General features: G+C 70.3%; 19 protein-coding genes. 1 reads left to right on the top strand and 18 read right to left on the bottom strand.

The genetic code is table 11. The annotated features are described in order from the left end of the window. Positions 1-74: 74 nt before the first annotated feature. Both tsf and rpsB read right to left on the bottom strand, forming a co-directional pair. The gene (tsf, locus tag AOK15_RS15770) at positions 75-911 is read right to left on the bottom strand and encodes a translation elongation factor Ts (RefSeq protein WP_055517169.1); all 837 of its coding nucleotides are present in this window, start codon (positions 909-911) and stop codon (positions 75-77) included. A gap of 180 nt (positions 912-1,091) precedes the next feature. Further along, entirely contained in the window at positions 1,092-2,003 is a 912-nt protein-coding gene (gene rpsB / locus AOK15_RS15765; protein WP_055517166.1) for a 30S ribosomal protein S2, read from the bottom strand. An 855-nt stretch (positions 2,004-2,858) separates the two neighbouring features. On the opposite strand from rpsB, the gene AOK15_RS15760 reads away from it, so the two are divergent. Next, on the top strand, positions 2,859-3,398 hold the full coding sequence (locus AOK15_RS15760) for a M23 family metallopeptidase (RefSeq protein WP_079058515.1): 540 nt from the start codon (positions 2,859-2,861) through the stop codon (positions 3,396-3,398). 466 nt (positions 3,399-3,864) lie between these two features. Here the strand turns inward: AOK15_RS15760 and AOK15_RS15755 are convergent, their stop codons facing one another. From AOK15_RS15755 to rpsP, 16 genes are all read right to left on the bottom strand, one after another. Next, positions 3,865-4,422: a TetR/AcrR family transcriptional regulator gene (locus AOK15_RS15755; protein WP_055517162.1), complete on the bottom strand. Its 558-nt coding sequence runs from the start codon at positions 4,420-4,422 to the stop codon at positions 3,865-3,867. Between the two features lie 221 nt (positions 4,423-4,643). Beyond that, positions 4,644-5,480, bottom strand: coding sequence for an RNA polymerase sigma factor WhiG (gene whiG, locus AOK15_RS15750; protein ID WP_055517160.1), 837 nt, complete (start codon positions 5,478-5,480; stop codon positions 4,644-4,646). Positions 5,481-5,752: 272 nt separating this feature from the next. Then, positions 5,753-6,913: a DNA-processing protein DprA gene (gene dprA, locus AOK15_RS15745; protein ID WP_055517158.1), complete on the bottom strand. Its 1,161-nt coding sequence runs from the start codon at positions 6,911-6,913 to the stop codon at positions 5,753-5,755. A 34-nt stretch (positions 6,914-6,947) separates the two neighbouring features. After that, positions 6,948-8,570 (bottom strand): YifB family Mg chelatase-like AAA ATPase, encoded by a 1,623-nt coding sequence (locus AOK15_RS15740; RefSeq protein ID WP_055517155.1) that lies wholly within the window; start codon positions 8,568-8,570, stop codon positions 6,948-6,950. Further along, positions 8,570-8,935, bottom strand: coding sequence for a YraN family protein (locus tag AOK15_RS15735; protein WP_055517153.1), 366 nt, complete (start codon positions 8,933-8,935; stop codon positions 8,570-8,572). The genes AOK15_RS15740 and AOK15_RS15735 overlap by 1 nt, the downstream gene beginning before the upstream one ends. Before the next feature lie 200 nt (positions 8,936-9,135). Further along, a complete protein-coding gene (locus AOK15_RS15730) occupies positions 9,136-9,444 on the bottom strand; it encodes a DUF2469 domain-containing protein (protein ID WP_005311352.1) in 309 nt (102 codons plus the stop codon). A gap of 56 nt (positions 9,445-9,500) precedes the next feature. Beyond that, complete coding sequence (locus AOK15_RS15725) at positions 9,501-9,986, bottom strand: NUDIX hydrolase (RefSeq protein WP_055517207.1); 486 nt, start codon at positions 9,984-9,986, stop codon at positions 9,501-9,503. A 145-nt stretch (positions 9,987-10,131) separates the two neighbouring features. Further along, on the bottom strand, positions 10,132-10,875 hold the full coding sequence (gene lepB, locus AOK15_RS15720) for a signal peptidase I (protein WP_055517151.1): 744 nt from the start codon (positions 10,873-10,875) through the stop codon (positions 10,132-10,134). 81 nt (positions 10,876-10,956) lie between these two features. Next, positions 10,957-11,928, bottom strand: coding sequence for a signal peptidase I (gene lepB / locus AOK15_RS15715; protein WP_157870260.1), 972 nt, complete (start codon positions 11,926-11,928; stop codon positions 10,957-10,959). Continuing rightward, on the bottom strand, positions 11,813-12,922 hold the full coding sequence (lepB, locus tag AOK15_RS15710; protein WP_055517148.1) for a signal peptidase I: 1,110 nt from the start codon (positions 12,920-12,922) through the stop codon (positions 11,813-11,815). Before lepB (AOK15_RS15710) ends, lepB (AOK15_RS15715) begins: the two co-directional genes overlap by 116 nt. Beyond that, positions 12,915-13,661, bottom strand: a complete 747-nt coding sequence (gene lepB / locus AOK15_RS15705; RefSeq protein WP_055517146.1) for a signal peptidase I — start codon at positions 13,659-13,661, stop codon at positions 12,915-12,917. The genes lepB (AOK15_RS15710) and lepB (AOK15_RS15705) overlap by 8 nt, the downstream gene beginning before the upstream one ends. 46 nt (positions 13,662-13,707) lie before the next feature. Next, the gene (gene rplS / locus AOK15_RS15700; RefSeq protein ID WP_013000407.1) at positions 13,708-14,058 is read right to left on the bottom strand and encodes a 50S ribosomal protein L19; all 351 of its coding nucleotides are present in this window, start codon (positions 14,056-14,058) and stop codon (positions 13,708-13,710) included. A 134-nt stretch (positions 14,059-14,192) separates the two neighbouring features. Continuing rightward, positions 14,193-15,026, bottom strand: a complete 834-nt coding sequence (gene trmD, locus AOK15_RS15695; protein ID WP_055517143.1) for a tRNA (guanosine(37)-N1)-methyltransferase TrmD — start codon at positions 15,024-15,026, stop codon at positions 14,193-14,195. Then, positions 15,026-15,568: a ribosome maturation factor RimM gene (gene rimM, locus AOK15_RS15690; protein WP_055517141.1), complete on the bottom strand. Its 543-nt coding sequence runs from the start codon at positions 15,566-15,568 to the stop codon at positions 15,026-15,028. The genes trmD and rimM overlap by 1 nt, the downstream gene beginning before the upstream one ends. Before the next feature lie 103 nt (positions 15,569-15,671). After that, the gene (locus AOK15_RS15685; protein ID WP_033526925.1) at positions 15,672-15,911 is read right to left on the bottom strand and encodes an RNA-binding protein; all 240 of its coding nucleotides are present in this window, start codon (positions 15,909-15,911) and stop codon (positions 15,672-15,674) included. Between the two features lie 2 nt (positions 15,912-15,913). Then, entirely contained in the window at positions 15,914-16,342 is a 429-nt protein-coding gene (gene rpsP / locus AOK15_RS15680) for a 30S ribosomal protein S16 (RefSeq protein ID WP_055517138.1), read from the bottom strand. Between the last annotated feature and the right edge of the window lie 37 nt (positions 16,343-16,379).

Raw genomic sequence — 16,379 nt, 5'->3', positions numbered from 1 at the left:
CGCGCGCGTGCGACGGCGTATGCGAACGACTGCTTCCGACCCTATCGGGACCGGACGTCCGTCGCGGTACGGACTCAGATGCCGACCTTGATGCGCGTGAAGCGCTTCAAGGTGACACCGGCCTCGTCCAGAACCTTCTGGACGGACTTCTTGTTGTCGAGCGCGTACGGCTGACCGAGCAGCGTGGCGTCCTTGAAGAAGCCGTTGAGGCGACCCTCGACGATCTTCGGCAGGGCGGCCTCGGGCTTGCCCTCGGCGCGGGTGGTCTCCTCGGCGACGCGGCGCTCGGACTCGACGACCTCGGCCGGCACGTCCTCCTTGGAGAGGTACTTCGGCGCGAAGGCGGCGATGTGCTGGGCGACACCCTTGGCCAGGTCGGCGTCGGCCTTGTCCAGCTCGACCAGGACACCGATCTGCGGAGGCAGGTCGGGCATGGTGCGGTGCATGTAGGCGTAGACGAAACCGTCGGCGAACTGCGCGAAGCGGTCCAGGACGATCTTCTCGCCGAGGTTGGCGTTGGCCTCGTCCACGAACGCCTGGACGGTCTTGCCGGCCTCGATCTCGGAGGCGAGCAGGGCCTCGAGGTCTGCGGGGGAGGTCGCGGCGACGTGCGCGGCGATCGCGTTCGCGGCGGCCTGGAACTTGTCACCCTTGGCGACGAAGTCCGTCTCGCACTTCAGCTCGACCAGGACGCCGGAGGTGTTGTCGTCGGCGATGAGGGAGACCACGGCGCCGTTCTCGGCGGAGCGGCCCTCGCGCTTGGCGACGCCCTTCTGGCCCTTGATGCGGAGCGCCTCGACGGCCTTGTCGACGTCGCCCTCGGCCTCGTCCAGCGCCTTCTTGCAGTCCATCATGCCGGCGCCGGTGAGCTCGCGGAGCTTCTTGACGTCGGCGGCGGTGTAGTTCGCCATGAGTCTGTGAGTCTTTCTCGAAGTCTGGGAGATCGGAGATCCGCGCGGTCCGGGATCCGCATCGGGATGTCGGTACCCATCCAGATGCAGATCTCCGACACGACGCTGACCTACGGGTGAACGGCGGGAGCGGAGTTCATGTCACCGCTCCCGCCGTCAACACGACGGATGCTGACCGGGTCAGGCCTGCTCGGCCTCGGCGGCCGGGGCCTCAGCCGGGGCCTCGGCAGCGGCCTCAGCGGGGGCCTCAGCGGGGGCCTCGGCCGGAGCCTCGGTGGCAGCCGGAGCCTCGGCGGCGGCCGGAGCCTCCTCCGCCTTCTTCTCGCCCTCGAGCAGGTCGCGCTCCCACTCGGCGAGCGGCTCGCCCGCGGCCTTCTCGCCCTTGTCGCCGGTGGCGACGCGCGAGCGGCTGATGAGGCCCTCGGCGACGGCGTCGGCGATCACACGGGTGAGCAGGGTGACGGAGCGGATCGCGTCGTCGTTGCCCGGGATCTTGTAGTCGACCTCGTCGGGGTCGCAGTTGGTGTCGAGGATCGCGACGACCGGGATGTTGAGCTTCCGGGCCTCGCCGACCGCGATGTGCTCCTTCTTGGTGTCCACGATCCAGACGGCGCTGGGCACCTTCTGCATCTCGCGGATACCGCCGAGGGTCTTCTCGAGCTTGGCCTTCTCACGCGAGAGGACCAGGAGCTCCTTCTTGGTCAGACCCGACGCGGCGACGTCCTCGAAGTCGATCTGCTCGAGCTCCTTGAGGCGCTGCAGACGCTTGTAGACGGTCGAGAAGTTGGTGAGCATGCCGCCCAGCCAGCGCTGGTTGACGTAGGGCATGCCGACGCGGGTGGCCTGCTCGGCGATGGCCTCCTGCGCCTGCTTCTTCGTGCCGACGAACATGACCGTGCCGCCGTGGGCGACGGTCTCCTTGACGAACTCGTAGGCGCGGTCGATGTACGACAGCGACTGGAGCAGGTCGATGATGTAGATGCCGTTGCGCTCGGTGAAGATGAAGCGCTTCATCTTCGGGTTCCAGCGACGGGTCTGGTGACCGAAGTGGACGCCGCTCTCCAGCAGCTCCCGCATCGTGACGACGGCCATGGCCGTTCTCCTTGATTTTTCTCGGTTGTGCCGCGAACACCGGACGGCATTCGCGCCTGACGCCCGCGATGCGCCGTTGCCGCTAAGGACCGAGGGGCGCTGATACGGACCGCTGAGGGCCACGTACCGGGGCGTGCGAAGTCGACCCGGTGACCCGGATCGCCTTCAGAAGTGTACGGGACCCACGAGGCGCCGGGTGACGCCGATGTCCACAACCGGCCAGTACTCCACAGTTCCCGGCCACCTTCGCTCCACTCGGGCGACGCTTCAGGCATGTCCGAGGAACGAATCGACCGAGAAACCCACCGGGAGCGTCCGAGCCGGGAGGGGTGGTCGGGGTGGCTGAAGTGGACGAGGCGGCTTGTGCGGACGGGCCGACTTGGGCGGCTTGTGTGGACGGGCCGGCTGAAGTGGCCTTGGTGGCCGAGGTGGCTTGCGCCGCCGGGGCGGCTGGGGTGGCTCGCACCGCCGGACACGTACTCACGGCCGGGCGGGTCGGTACGGGCGCCTCGGCAGGGAAGGGCGGACCGGACGGGACCGGGATGGACCCGCTGGTCTGAACCCGAAAGCCGGCCAGGACGGTCAGGAGGACCGGGCCGACCAGGTCGACGGAGCCGGCGGGCGCGCGCAAGCGCGCTGGTGCGGCCACGCGCAAGCGCGCTGGTGCGGGCACGCGGGTCGAGGCGGAACGGGCGGCTGTGCACGGCGGTAGGGCCGGACGTGTGCGCACGGGCAAGCACGCCAGTGCCGGCGAGGAGGTCGGCGTCGGCCGGTAGGTCTGTGCCGAGGACGAGGTCGACCCCATCGTGGGGGTCGGGCCGGTCGGCCGTGTCTGCGGGGCTGTTGGCCGTGCTCATGGTCATGGCGTGGACGTCGGCGCCGCACGCGGCTCCGGTCGCCCCACCAGACCCATCCGGTGGGACGACCCGGGTGGACACGGTCGACCCGGTCCCGGCGATCGGCCGCGCTTGGCCGGTGGGCCTGCGGCCCTTGGTGGTGCGGGCGTGGGAGCCCCCACCGACCACCTACGCCCGTGGCCACCGAGGAGTCGACCTGTCGGCCCCCGCCGGCTCGCCCGTCCGGGCCGTCGCCCCGGGGGTGGTGTCCTTCGCGGGCCGGGTGGCAGGCCGCGGAGTCATCTCGATCGAGCTGGAGAACACGGGCGACCCTCCGCTCCGGACCACCTATCAACCAGTCAGGGCGTCCGTACGAAAGGGCGACGAGGTGGTCCCGGGAGACATCCTCGGCACCCTGGAAGCCTCCCCCTCCCACTGCCCCACGGCCTGCCTCCACTGGGGCCTCCGCAGAGCCGACACCTACCTGAACCCCTTGTCCCTGCTCCCACCCTGGCTACTCCGCAGAGGCCCTTCCCGCCTGCTCCCGGTACCGACGTAACGACTCCCACCGCTTCCGGCGCCCCGGTGCGGGCCAGGACCACCAGCGCCACCGAGCCCCGCACGGCTGCCGGCACGTTGCCGCGCTGACACCGAGGAGCGACTCGCCCACTAGCCACGCCGGGGTGCCGTGGAGGGCGGGTCAGACCAACCGGGCGGCACTGCCAGGCGTGGCTGCCAGGCCAGGTGGCGCTCGACCGGGCAAGGCTGAAAGGCCGGGCGGCCCTTAGCAGGGCGGGTCTGCCAGGCCGGGTCGATCAGACAGGGCTGGGCCAGACCGGGCCGGGCCAGGTTCAGCAAGCGCACGTCGTGACCTCCAGGCGGGCAGCTCCGCACGCACCCCGAAGGCCGGCGGGACCAGCCAGCGAACGCCCACCCTGCCCCCAGCTGTCACGCCCCACCATCGCCGCCGGGCCGCAGTGCCGGGCGGTACCCCACCGCCTGCCCCGAACGGGGCGCCGACGCGGTCAGCCCCGGACGCCCCGCAGAGCCATCGCGACCGCCGCGTCGGTGATGGCGGCCGGTTCCTCCGCCGCCCCCAGCTCGATCCGCCGCACAGCCGCGTCCACGACACCCTGGAGCAACATCGCGGCCAGCCTGGGCTCCGCCTGCCCCAACGCCGCCAGCGCCTCGACGATCATCGCGATCAGCCCGCCGTGCGCGGCGCGGATCTTCTCCCGGGCGCCCGCGTCCAACTCGCTCGCCGAGATCGCCACCACGGCCCGGTGGCGCCGATCCCCGACCAGCTCCAGCTGCTTGCGGACGTAGGCCTCGACCTTCTCCTCGGGCCGGTCGACGGCCGCCATCGCCGCCTCGACCTCCGCCGACCAGAGAGGAAAGTCGACTTCGCACAGTTCCTCGACCACGGCGGCCCGGGACCGGAAGTACTCATAGACGGACGAGCGCGCCAGCCCCGTGCGCTCGGCGAGGGCCGGGAACGTCAACGCCTCGGTCCCACCCTCGGACAGCAGGGACCGAGCCGCGTCCAGCAGGGCGGCTCGCTGCATCGACCGGTGCTCGGCCACGGAGGCCGCTCGAATCCTTGGCACGTAAACCACTCTACGGACGGACCGCCACCCACGGGAGTGCCTTCCCCCGACCGGCCGCCCGCTCCAACCCTCGACCGGCCCACCTGCCGCCCCGACCGCTCCGCTCTTCCGATCCTCCGCCGCCGCGATCTTCCGGTCCCCCGCTGCCCCGGCACCCCCGGCGCTCCGTCACCCCGTCACCCCGGAGCTCCGTCGGTTCAACGGCCGAAACTCGCCAGCTTGGCCCGCAGCTGGAGCACCGACTTCGTGTGGATCTGACTCACCCGGCTCTCCGTCACCCCGAGCACGTTGCCGATCTCGGCGAGTGTGAGCCCCTCGTAGTAGTACAGCGTGACAACGGTCTTCTCCCGCTCGGGCAGCGTGTTGATGGCCCGCGCCAGAAACCTTCGCAGCTCCCGGTCCTCCGCCACCTCGACCGGGTTGTCCGCGGCGGTGTCCTCCAGCGTGTCCATCAGGCTCAGCCGGTCACCACCCTCGCCCCCGACGTGCAGCAGCTCCTCCAGGGCCACCACGTTGGCCAGCGACAACTGGCTGAAGACGGAGTGGAGTTCGTCGACCGCGATACCCATCTCGGCGGCGACCTCCCCCTCGGACGGGGTGCGTCTGAGGCGGGACTCCAGGGTGGCGTAGGCCCGCTCCACATTGCGCGCCTTCTGCCGCACGGAGCGCGGGATCCAGTCCAGCGCGCGCAGTTCGTCGATCATCGCGCCCCGGATCCGGGTGATCGCGTACGTCTCGAACTTGATCTCCCGATCGATGTCGAACTTCTCGATCGCGTCGATGAGCCCGAAGACCCCGGAGGAGACGAAGTCCGCCTGCTCGACGTTGGCCGGCAGGCCAACGCTCACCCGGCCCGCGACGTACTTCACCAGGGGTGAGTAGTGGAGGATCAGCTGCTCGCGCAGTCGTTCGTCGTTCGTCGTCTTGTACGTCCGCCACAGCTCGTCGAGTGTCGAGGGGGCGGGCGGGCGCACGGTGCCGCGAGCGGCGGACGGTACCGCCGCCCGGTCAGACCCGGAGGTGTGCTGGGGCATTCGTCGCCTTGTGCCGTTCTGCCGTGAACTGGGGGTGCCTGGGTGAGCTGTCGGTCTGATGTCGAGATGCCTGTCTGAGTCGGAATCCTCGTGAGCGTAGCGTGACTGGGGAGTCGCAGTGCGCGAAGGCCGAGGGATCACCCGCAAGCAGATACGTTCCGCTGGGAGCACCCGGAGGCCGCGCCGGTCGCACTGCGTGACGGAGGCGCCTGGCCCAACTACCGGAAACCGCAAGGCTGTCGGCGTTCCCCCGGACGGCCGAACACGCACGGTCAACTTGGCCTCCGATCCGAAGAAACGGAGATCATCGCCTGGCGTGTCAACTTCCAGCTGTCGCCGTGTCGTTCGACGTAACCAAGTGCGCGGAGTTCGTACAGTCTCCCGACCGCGTCGTCCACGGTCGTCCCGGCACCCCTGGCGACCGCGTCGACGGCCGCCGCGCCCCGCCCCGGCAGCGCGGCGAGCACCTGTCGCGCGCCGGGTTCGAGCAGGTCACGCGGAAGGACCGGGCCCCGCTTGGCGGGCGCCAGCTCGCCCATGTCGCCGACCAGCTCGACGATCTCCGCGGCGTCCGACACGAGCACCGCGTCGCCGCGCAGCAGCTCGTGCACCCCCGCCGACAGCGCCGAGGTCGCCGGTCCGGGCACGCCCATCGTGAACCGCCCCAGGCGCTGCGCGGCCCGCGCGGTGACGAGGGCGCCGCTGCGGTGGGCCGCCTCGACGACCACGGTGCCTCTGGTGAGGGCGGCGATCACCCTGTTCCGCAGGATGAAGCGACTCTGGGTGGGATGCTCCCCCGGCGGCAGTTCCCCCACCACGAGCCCTTGTTCGGCGATCCTGTTGATCAACTGGGTATGGCCCCGTGGATACGGCCGGTCCACTCCGCAGGCCAGCACGGCGACGGTGGCCCCGCCGGCCCCGAGCACGCCCCGGTGGGCGGCACCGTCGACACCGTAGGCGCCGCCGGACACCACCACCCAGCCGCGCTCGGCCAGCCCTGCGCCCAGTACGGCCGCCATGTGCGCCCCGTACTCCGTGCAGGCCCTGGCCCCGACGACGGCCACGGACCGCAAGGCCCACATCCGGGCATGGGCCGTCCCCCGCACCCAGAGCCCGACCGGCCTCCCGTCCCCCAGATCATCCAGCTGCCCGGGCCACTCCGCGTCCCCGGGCACCAGAAACCTGACGCCGGCCGCTCGGGCCTGTGCGAGGTCTTCTTCCGGGTCGGCCCGTGCGGCGCGGGACCGCAGGCCCGCCCACCGCTTCTCCGACGCCCCCGGCAGCGGCCCACCACCCTCGGAAAGCCGCCGCGCGGTCTCCTCGGCTCCCAGTTCCCGCAGCCATCGTCCGGCGAGCTCGTCCCCGGGTTCGATGACACGGGCCAGGAAGGCCCGATCGACCCGCTCGGCGTCCGGGGCACCGCCACCGGTCACGGCCCACCCACCCGCGCGTCGCGGTGCTCCCGCTTCATACCAGGGCTCCGATCGCCATGGGCACTCCACGCGGAACGCCGGTGCGCAGTTGCAGAGCCAGGTTGACGTCGGCCGCATCGGGACGCTCGTGGCCGACGAGGTCCGAGATCGTCCAGGCGACCCGCAGAACCCGGTCCAGTCCCCGCGCCGTCAGCATGCCCCTCTCCAGGCTCCGCTCGGCCTCGTCCATGGCGCCGGGCGCCGCGTGCCACCTGCTGCGCAGCTCCCGCCCGGGGATCTCGCTGTTCGTGCGCCACGGCGTGCCGGTCAGTCGCAGTGCGGAGCGTTCCCTGGCCGCGCGCACCCGCGCCGCGACTGTCGCCGTGGATTCGCCTCGGGCGCCTCGCTGGGTGAGCTCGGACCGGGTGACCCGGTCGATCTCGACACGCAGATCGACCCTGTCCAGCAGCGGCCCGGACAACCGGGCCTGATACCGCCGAATCGAGGCCGGCGGGCACTCGCACAGGTCGTCGGTCCGGGAGAAACGCCCGCACGGGCATGGATTGGCGGCAAGCACCATGAGGAACTTCGCCGGGAACCTGACGACCCCGGCACTGCGCGCGATCACGACGTGGCCCGCCTCCAAGGGCTGGCGCAGGGCGTCAAGCGCCTGACTGCTGAACTCGGGAGTCTCATCGAGGAAGAGCACCCCACGGTGGGCCAACGACACCGCGCCGGGCCTCGCGATGCCCTGACCTCCCCCGACGAGGGCCTGCATCGTCGCCGAGTGGTGCGGCGCGCAGTAGGGCGCCGTATCGACCAGTGGTTTCCCCACCGGCAGCAGCCCGGCGATCGAGTGGACGGCCGTGACCTCCAAGGACTCCTCCCGGCCCAGTTCCGGCAGGATGGCCGGCAGCCGCTCCGCGAGCATCGTCTTCCCTGCGCCCGGTGGGCCTTCCAGGAAGAGGTGGTGCCCACCCGCTGCCGCCACCTCGACCGCGGTCCGCGCCGCGAGTTGCCCGACGACATCGGCCAGGTCGTGGCCTTGGTCCTGCTGGGCGGCGCCCGTGGTGTGCATTCCGGTGGCGGCGCCCGTACCCGGCATGCGCAGCCCCGCCAGCAGGGGATCCGGACGTCCCTCGTCGGGCTCCTCGTCGGGTACGGGCTCGTCGGCGAGGACGGCGATCAGTTGCCGCAAGGTGCGAACGCCGAGCACTGACACCCCGGGCACCAAGGACGCCTCCGCGGCGGAGCACTCCGGCACGACCACTTGTTCGTACCCGGCCTCCGCGGCGGCCAGGACAGCGGGCAGGATGCCCCGCACCGGGCGGACCCTCCCGTCGAGCCCCAGCTCACCGATCATCACGATGTCGGAGAGCACCCGGGGATCGATCCGCTCGGAGGCGCCCAGAACCGCACAGGCGACCGCCAGGTCGAAGCCGCTGCCGGCCTTGGGCACCGACGCGGGACTGAGTCCCACCGTCAGCTTCTTCTGGGGCCACTCGGCGCCGGAATTCACCACCGCCGCCCTGACCCGGTCCTTGCTCTCTGTCAGGCTCTTGTCCGGCAGTCCCACCAGCGTGAACGCGGCCACGCCCGGTTCGAGGTCCGCCTGGACCTCGACGACGACGCCCTCCACGCCCACGAGGGCCACGGAGCAGGTGCGGGCGAATCCCATCAGGCCACCCCCCGCACGTGTTCCACGACGGGTGCCCCGCGGTGCGGCAGGACGACTCCCACGACGTCGATGCGGACGCCGCCCGGTGGGGCCCCTCCGTGTTCCTGGAGCCAGCGTTCGGCGAGGCCGCGCAGACGTTCCGCCTTGGTGGTCGTGACGGCCGCCATCGGATGTTCGAAGGGGCCGGCCCTGCGGGTCTTGACCTCGCAGACGACCAGCGCGTCGCCGTCCCTGGCCACGATGTCGATCTCGCCGGTCCTGCCGCAGCGCCAGTTGCGCTCCAGGACCGTCATCCCGGCCTCGGCCAGCCGCCGCGCTGCCAGCTCCTCGCCGTACCTGCCGAGTGCTCCTCGTGCGTTGCCCATGTCGGCACCACCTCCGGCGCCAACACTGAGGGCATCCCCGCCCGCTATTGGATCTTGGTGGACAAGCCGACGATTGTGGACAACCTCGTCACCCACACGGATGACAACCGCGCCCGCCGCCCAGCGACACCCGACCCCAACGCCCGGCCAAGGCCCCGACACCCAACCCCGACACCCAGGCCCCGACGCCGACCCCGGACTCAGCTGCCCGGCAGCTCCAGATCGCTCTTGTTGAGCTCCTCGATGTTCACGTCCTTGAACGTGAGCACCCGCACCTGCTTCACGAACCGGGCCGGGCGGTACATGTCCCACACCCAGGCGTCCGCCATGGACACCTCGAAGAACACCTCGCCCTGCACTGAGTGCACCTGCATCTCGTAGTCGTTGGTGAGGTAGAAGCGCCGCTCGGTCTCGATCACGTATTTGAACAGACCGACGACATCGCGGTACTCCCGGTAGAGCTTCAGCTCCATCTCGGTCTCGTACTTTTCGAGGTCCTCGGCGCTCATGGCATGTTCCCCTTCAGCCGTGCGATCCCACCATTGTGCGCCAGCCCCGCACGCCTCTAGACAATTTCGGTCTCGAGGACCACGGGCTGGGCCGGGGGACCCTCGTCGAGCAGCGTGCGCAGCAGTTCGGCGAGTCTGGTCGGGTACACAGTCTCATGCGTGCGGGTGAGTTCCCCGCACGTCCACCAGCGTGCTCCCGCGACGGTGCGCCGTTCCAGCTCGGTCAGGCCCGCCGCACCGGGCAGCGGCTGGTGTGCGACGGCCGTGCGGGCCAGGAAGTACCACTCGTCCTGGTCCCAGCGGCGCCCGGCGAAGGGGAAGGAGCACCTCCGCAGCCAGAGGACCTGGCCCAGCTCGGCGTCCGTGATCCCGGTCTCCTCGGCGAGCTCCCGCAGCGCGGCCTCCTCCAGGGTCTCCGCGCCCTCGACGCCACCGCCGGGAGTGAACCACCAGTCGTCCGACGGATCGTCCGGTTCATGCCCGTGCAGCAGGAGGATCCGGTCCAGCGGATCCAGCAGGATCAGCCGGGCCACCTTGCGCAGCCCGCCCTCGTACGTGTCCTCGGCCGCGTCCCCGGCATCCTGGTCGTCGCCGCCGTACGGGCTGTACGAGGCCCCGTACGACGACACCGGCGGCTGCGTGTACGACGGCTTCGGTGACGCACCGTACGACGGCTCACGCGACGGCTCAGCCGACACGGGCGGGCTCCGTCGGCGTGCGGTCGCGGCCGCCGAGTCGCTTGGCGACGGGTCCGTACGCCGCGCCGACCAGGACGAGCAGCATGCCCACGACCAGCGCCGCGGTGATGAGCCGCAGCGGGCCGGGAGAGGACAGCGCGCCCAGCTTCTCGAAGCCCGTGGGGCGGGCCAGCATGCCGTCCATCGGCCAGACGACGGCGTCCACGCGGGCGTCGACGTTGCCCCGCGGCACCGTGCCCTGGCCGGCCTCTGCGAGATGAGCGGTGGAGTCCAGGGAGCCGCTGCGTTCGTCACCGAGGAGGAAGAGGCGGCCCTTGGGGACGGTGATCTCGGGGATACCGGTCAGCTCGGCGTCCTGGCCCTTCGGCAGATACGCCTCGTCGATCTTCTTGCCGTTGACGGTCAGCTTGCCGTCGGTGCAGCAGGCGACCGTGTCCCCGCCGACGGCGACGACCCGCTTGACCATGGGCGAGTTGCCCCAGGCCTCCTCCCGGAAGACCACCACATCACCGCGCTGGACGTCGGCGCCGTCGACCCGCTGGGCCAGGATGCGGTCGCCCGAGGTGATGGTGGGCGACATGGAGTCGGTCGGCACCGTGTACGGCTGGTAGACGACGGCACCCCACAGGAAGCCGCCGAGGAAGAGCACACAGCCGAGGGCCACGGCCAGCCCCGACAGCTTGCTGCCGAGCCGTCCGCGGCCCTCGTCCGTACGGCCTGTCGTCCCGCTCATCCCAGTGCTCCCCCAGTTCGGAGATTCGATCGCCCGGGCGCCGAGCGGAGCCACGGATGATCGGCGATCTGGGACGGCACCCTACCCGGCGGTACCCGTGCCAGAAACCCTCGGGCTCTCGGCCGCGAGGAGACGGCGCCGGCGCCACAGCACCAGCGGAACGGCGCCCGCGAGACCGAGCGCGCCGGGCGCGGCGGCGCCCAGGTTCTGGTCGAAGGTGTCGGGAATCGGCAGCGTGGACCAGCGGGTGGGCGGCCAGGCGACCACGATGGCGCGGCCGACGACATTGTCCACCGGGACCATGCCCTTGTTCTTGTCGTTCTGGTGGTAACGGGAGTCCAGCGAGTTCTGCCGGTGGTCACCCATGACCCAGATTTTGCCCTTGGGTACCTTCACCTTGAACTGGCCGCCGGTGTCGTCGACGGTGCAGGGGGTGTTGCCCGGGTACACGTACGGCTCGTTCAGCGCCTTGCCGTTGACCTTCAGGGGGCCCGTGCCCTTGCACTCCACGGTGTCACCGGCCACGCCGACGACCCGCTTGATGAGGTCCTTCTCCTCCGCGGACGGCATCAGGCCGATCCAGCCGAGGACCCGCTGCACGGGGTTGGGCTCCAGGGTGGGCTCGCCCCTGAGCCAGCCGGCGGGGTCGTGGAAGACGACGACCTCGCCGCGCTCCGGTTCGGAACCGAACCAGGGGGTGAGCTTGTCGACCAGGACCCGGTCGCCCTCCTGGAGGGTGTTCTGCATCGAGTCCGACGGGATGGAGAACGCCTGGACCAGGAAGGTCTTGATCAGCAACGCCAGGACCAGCGCGATCCCGATGAGGATCGGCAGTTCCTTCCAGAAGGAGCGCTGCTTCTTCTTGGGCGTACGGTTCTGCTCGCCGTCGCCCGTCGAGGTCTGGGTGTCTTCCCCGCCGTCCGTCCCGTCCGGGTGGTCACTCCCGTCGGACCCGGAACCCTCGGCGTTCTCCGCGGCCGGGGAAGCCGCCTCGTCGGACTGCTCGGGCCGCTCCTCGGAACCACCGTGTCCGGACCGTGCGCCGACCGCCAAATCCCCCACATCCACTCCTCACGCCGTACCGCCGCCCGCGCCACATCCGGTGCAGGCCCACCACTCCCATAACGAGCGGGAGTTCCGCAGGGGTCGGGAGGGGGATCAATCCGTTTCGATCCGCGGGGGCCACCCTATGCGAAGCGCCGAGGGCGGTGGGCGACCCGCTCGGCACGGCGGAGAACGTGTCAGGCTCCTCCAACTGCCCCCAGTGGCCGACCGGCCAGGCGATGACCACGGCTCTGCCGACCACGGAGTCCATGGGGACCGTACCGCTGAACTGGGCCGTCTTGGAGTCGTCCGCCTGGTGGGCGCGTGAATCGGCCGAATTCTCGCGGTGGTCGCCCATGACCCAGATCCGCCCCTGGGGCACGGTGACCTGGAACTCCTGTATGGAGGGCTTGTTGCCCGGGTGGATGTAGGCCGTCTCGTCCAGCGGCATGCCGTTGACCGTGACGCGACCTTGGAGGTCACAGCACTTGACGGTGTCGCCGCCGACCGCGACGACCCGCTTGATCAGGTCCTTCTCGTCGTCGGACGGGAGCAGTCCGATGAACTGCAGACCTTCCTTGATCTGCTTGATGACGATGGGGTCCTCGCTCGTGGCGGTGGTCTGCTCGTCCTCCAGCCAGCCGCCGGGGTCCTTGAAGACGACGACGTCCCCCCGGACCGGTTTCGAGCCGAACCACGGGGTGAGCTTGTCGACCAGGACGCGGTCGCCGATCTGGATCGTCTGCTCCATGGAGCCCGACGGGATCACGAACGCCTGGACGAGGAAGGTCTTCAGGACCAGCGCTATCAGGACGGCGACGCCGACGAGGAGCGGGATCTCCTTGACCGCCGAGCGGCGCCTGCGCCGTTTGATCTTACGGGCGAGCTTGCGCCGCTCGACCCGGCTCGGGCGGGCGGCACCGCCGGCTCGCCGGGTGCCGGTGGGCAGCAGATTGTCGGACGGGGCACTGGCGGCACCGCGGGGCCTGCCACGGTTACCCATGCGCACCGCCGGCGGCTGGCACGCGCGCGTAGGCGTCGGGGCGATGCAGACGCGTCCAGTGGTCCGCGGGCCAGGCGATCCAGTCGGCCCGGCCGATCACGGCGTCGAAGGGGATCATGCCGCCACCCGGGGAGCCCAGGTGGTTGCGGGAGTCGCTGGAGTCACCGCGGTGGTCGCCCAGGAGGAACATGCGCCCCTCGGGTACGACCACGTCGAAGGGCACGCTCGACGGGCTGTCCCCCGGGTACAGAAACGACGACTCGTCGACCGACCGGCCGTTCACCTCAAGCCTCCCCTCCTGGTCGCAGCAGACCACCCGATCTCCCCCCACGCCGACAACGCGCTTGATGTAGTCGGCGTTCCCGAAGTAGCCGGTGCCGTCGAAAACGACGACGTCACCTCGCCGCGGCTCAGAACCGAAACGGTACGCCAACTTATTTACGAGAACGCGGTCCCCGATCCTCAATGAACGCTCCATGGAGCTGCTGGGAATCTGGAACGGCTGCATCACGAAGTTGCTGAAGAGCGTCAGAAAAAGCAGGCAGATCAGTACGGCTAGGGTGTATCGCCCACCCGGAACGGACTCGGCGGCCCGGCCCACCCATGCGAAACGCGACCGCCCCTCCGGCCGTTCCGTGTCCGAGATCTCCTCGGAACCGGCCGGGACGGATGACGTCCCGGCTTCGGAAGGGCGGGGGGAGCGGTCGCGCTCCTTGTACTGCTGTGCCTCGTTGTCCATCGGGGCCAGATGGTATCCGGCCCCTCTATGACACGCGGGCGCGCGATCAGTTGTCGCGCTTCTCCTTGATCTTCGCCGCCTTGCCGCGCAGCTCGCGCAGGTAGTACAGCTTGGCGCGACGGACGTCACCGCGGGTGACGAGCTCGATCTTCTCGACGATCGGGGTGTGCACCGGGAAGGTGCGCTCGACGCCGACGGAGAACGAGACCTTGCGGACCGTGAAGGTCTCGCGGACACCGGCGCCCTGGCGGCGGATCACCACGCCCTTGAACTGCTGCACACGGGAGCGGTTGCCCTCGATGACGCGGACGTGGACGTTGACGGTGTCACCCGGGCGGAAGGCCGGGATGTCGCTGCGCAGCGACGCGGAGTCGACGGAGTCGAGCAGGTGAGACATTGCGTCTGCTTTCTTCGCCCATGCCACAGGTCATAGGCGGGAGCTAGGTTTTCCAAGAGGATGCTGTCCGTGTCGGGGCGGGCGTCGTGTCCCCCTGCGGCAGGGGCGCGCGCCGGACGACGCACAACAGCGGCCTATTCTTCCACGCCCTCCAGCCGACGCCAAAATCGGCCGTGGGGCTCGCCCTCGGGGTCGGGGGCCCAGCCCAGGATGGAGAGCATCTCCCGGTCCTTCTTGTCGAAGGCCTTGGGGTCGCAACGCTCGATGAGGTCGGGCCGGTTGGCCGTCGTGCGTCTCAGTGCCGCGTCCCGGCGCCAGCGCGCGATCTTGCCGTGGTGGCCGCTGAGCAGCACGTCGGGGATGTCCCGGCCGCGCCACTCGGGCGGCTTCGTGTAGACCGGCCCCTCCAGGAGGTTGGCCATGGCGCCGGGCGCGAAGGAGTCGTCCTGGTGGGACTCGGCGTTGCCGAGGACCCCGGGCAGCAGACGAGCCACGGCCTCCGTGACGACGAGGACGGCCGCCTCACCTCCGGCGAGCACGTAGTCGCCGATGGACACCTCGTACACGGGCATCCGGGTGGCGTACTCGTCGATGACGCGGCGGTCGATGCCCTCGTACCGGGCCGGGGTGAAGACCAGCCAGGGCCGCTCGGAGAGTTCGACGGCGAGGGTCTGGGTGAAGGGGCGGCCGCTCGGGGTGGGGACGATGAGGGCGGGCCGACGGGCGCCGGTCTCGTAGCCGTCGGCCAGGACGGAGTCCAGCGCGTCACCCCAGGGTTCGGTCTTCATGACCATGCCGGGGCCGCCGCCGTACGGCGTGTCGTCGACGGTGTTGTGCCGGTCGTACGTCCAGGAACGCAGATCATGCACATGCACATTCAGCTGTCCACGCGCGCGTGCCTTCCCGACGAGGGAGACGTTCAGGGGGTCGAGGTACTCGGGGAAGATCGTGACGACGTCGAGCCGCATCAGGCCTCGTCCCGCGACGACGCGATCTCCGCGCGGTCGTCGATCAGTCCGGCCGGCGGGTCGATGACCGCGCGCTGCTCCTCGAGGTCGATCTCGGTGACGATCTCCTCGACGAAGGGGATCATCACCTCGCTGCCGTCGGGCCGCTCGACGATGAAGAGGTCCTGGGACGGCAGGTGCGAGATCTCGGTGATCCGGCCGACCTCCACCCCGTCCTTCGTGACCACGTCGAGGTCGATCAGCTGGTGGTCGTAGTACTCGTCCTCTTCGTCGGGGAGTTCCTCCGGGTCCACCTCGGCGATCAACAGGGTGTTGCGCAGCGCCTCCGCGGCGGTGCGGTCCTTCACACCCTCGAAGCGCAGCAGGAGGCGGCCGCTGTGCACCCGGCCGGTCTCGATGGTGAGGGGCCCCGTCGAGGCGGGGTCGGTGGCCAGTACGGCGCCGGGCGCGAGCCTCAGCTCCGGCTCGTCGGTTCGTACCTCGACGGTGACCTCGCCCTTGATGCCGTGGGCGCGGCCGATCCGTGCGACTACCAGCTGCACTGTGCTTGATCTCCTGTCATCGGACGGTCCGGACGACCGTACGACGTCGGGCCGGGGACGGCTCGATGGCCTTCCCCGGCCCGAGCCGGTGCTGCGAATTGCGTCAGCGGACGTGATCCACGTCGACGAGGTCGACACGGACTCCGCGGCCGCCGATGGCACCCACGACGGTGCGCAGGGCGCGGGCGGTACGGCCGTTGCGGCCGATCACCTTGCCGAGGTCATCGGGGTGGACCCGGACCTCGAGGACGCGCCCGCGACGCAGGTTGCGCGAGGCGACCTGTACGTCGTCGGGGTAGTCGACGATGCCCTTGACGAGGTGCTCGAGAGCCTCCTCGAGCATGCTCAGGCCTCGGTCGACTCAGACGAAGAGGACTCGGCCGCGGCCTCGTCCTTCTTCTCAGCCTTCTTCTTCTGGGTGATCGCCTCACCCTTGCCCTCGTCGTCGCCGCCGAGCGCCTCGAACGACGGGCGCGTGGACTTCGGCTCGGCGACGAGGAGCGGCGCCGGGGCGGGCTCGCCCTTGAACTTCTGCCAGTCGCCGGTCTTCTTCAGGATGGCGAGCACGGGCTCGGTCGGCTGCGCGCCGACACCCAGCCAGTAGGCGACGCGGTCCGCGTCGACCTCGATGACCGAGGGGTTGTACGTCGGGTGGTACTTGCCGATCTCCTCGATCGCACGACCGTCACGACGGGTACGGGAGTCAGCGACGACGATGCGGTAGTGAGGCGAACGGATCTTGCCCAGACGCTTCAGCTTGATCTTGACTGCCACGGGAGTGGGTTCTCCTGGTTTTGACGTGGTTGGGCAC

It is taken from the genome of Streptomyces ossamyceticus (assembly GCF_001418475.1).
GTDB classification, from domain to species: Bacteria; Actinomycetota; Actinomycetes; order Streptomycetales; family Streptomycetaceae; genus Streptomyces; species Streptomyces ossamyceticus.
Note: the sequence above shows the minus strand (reverse complement) of the source record. Positions and strands in the feature narration are given on the sequence as shown.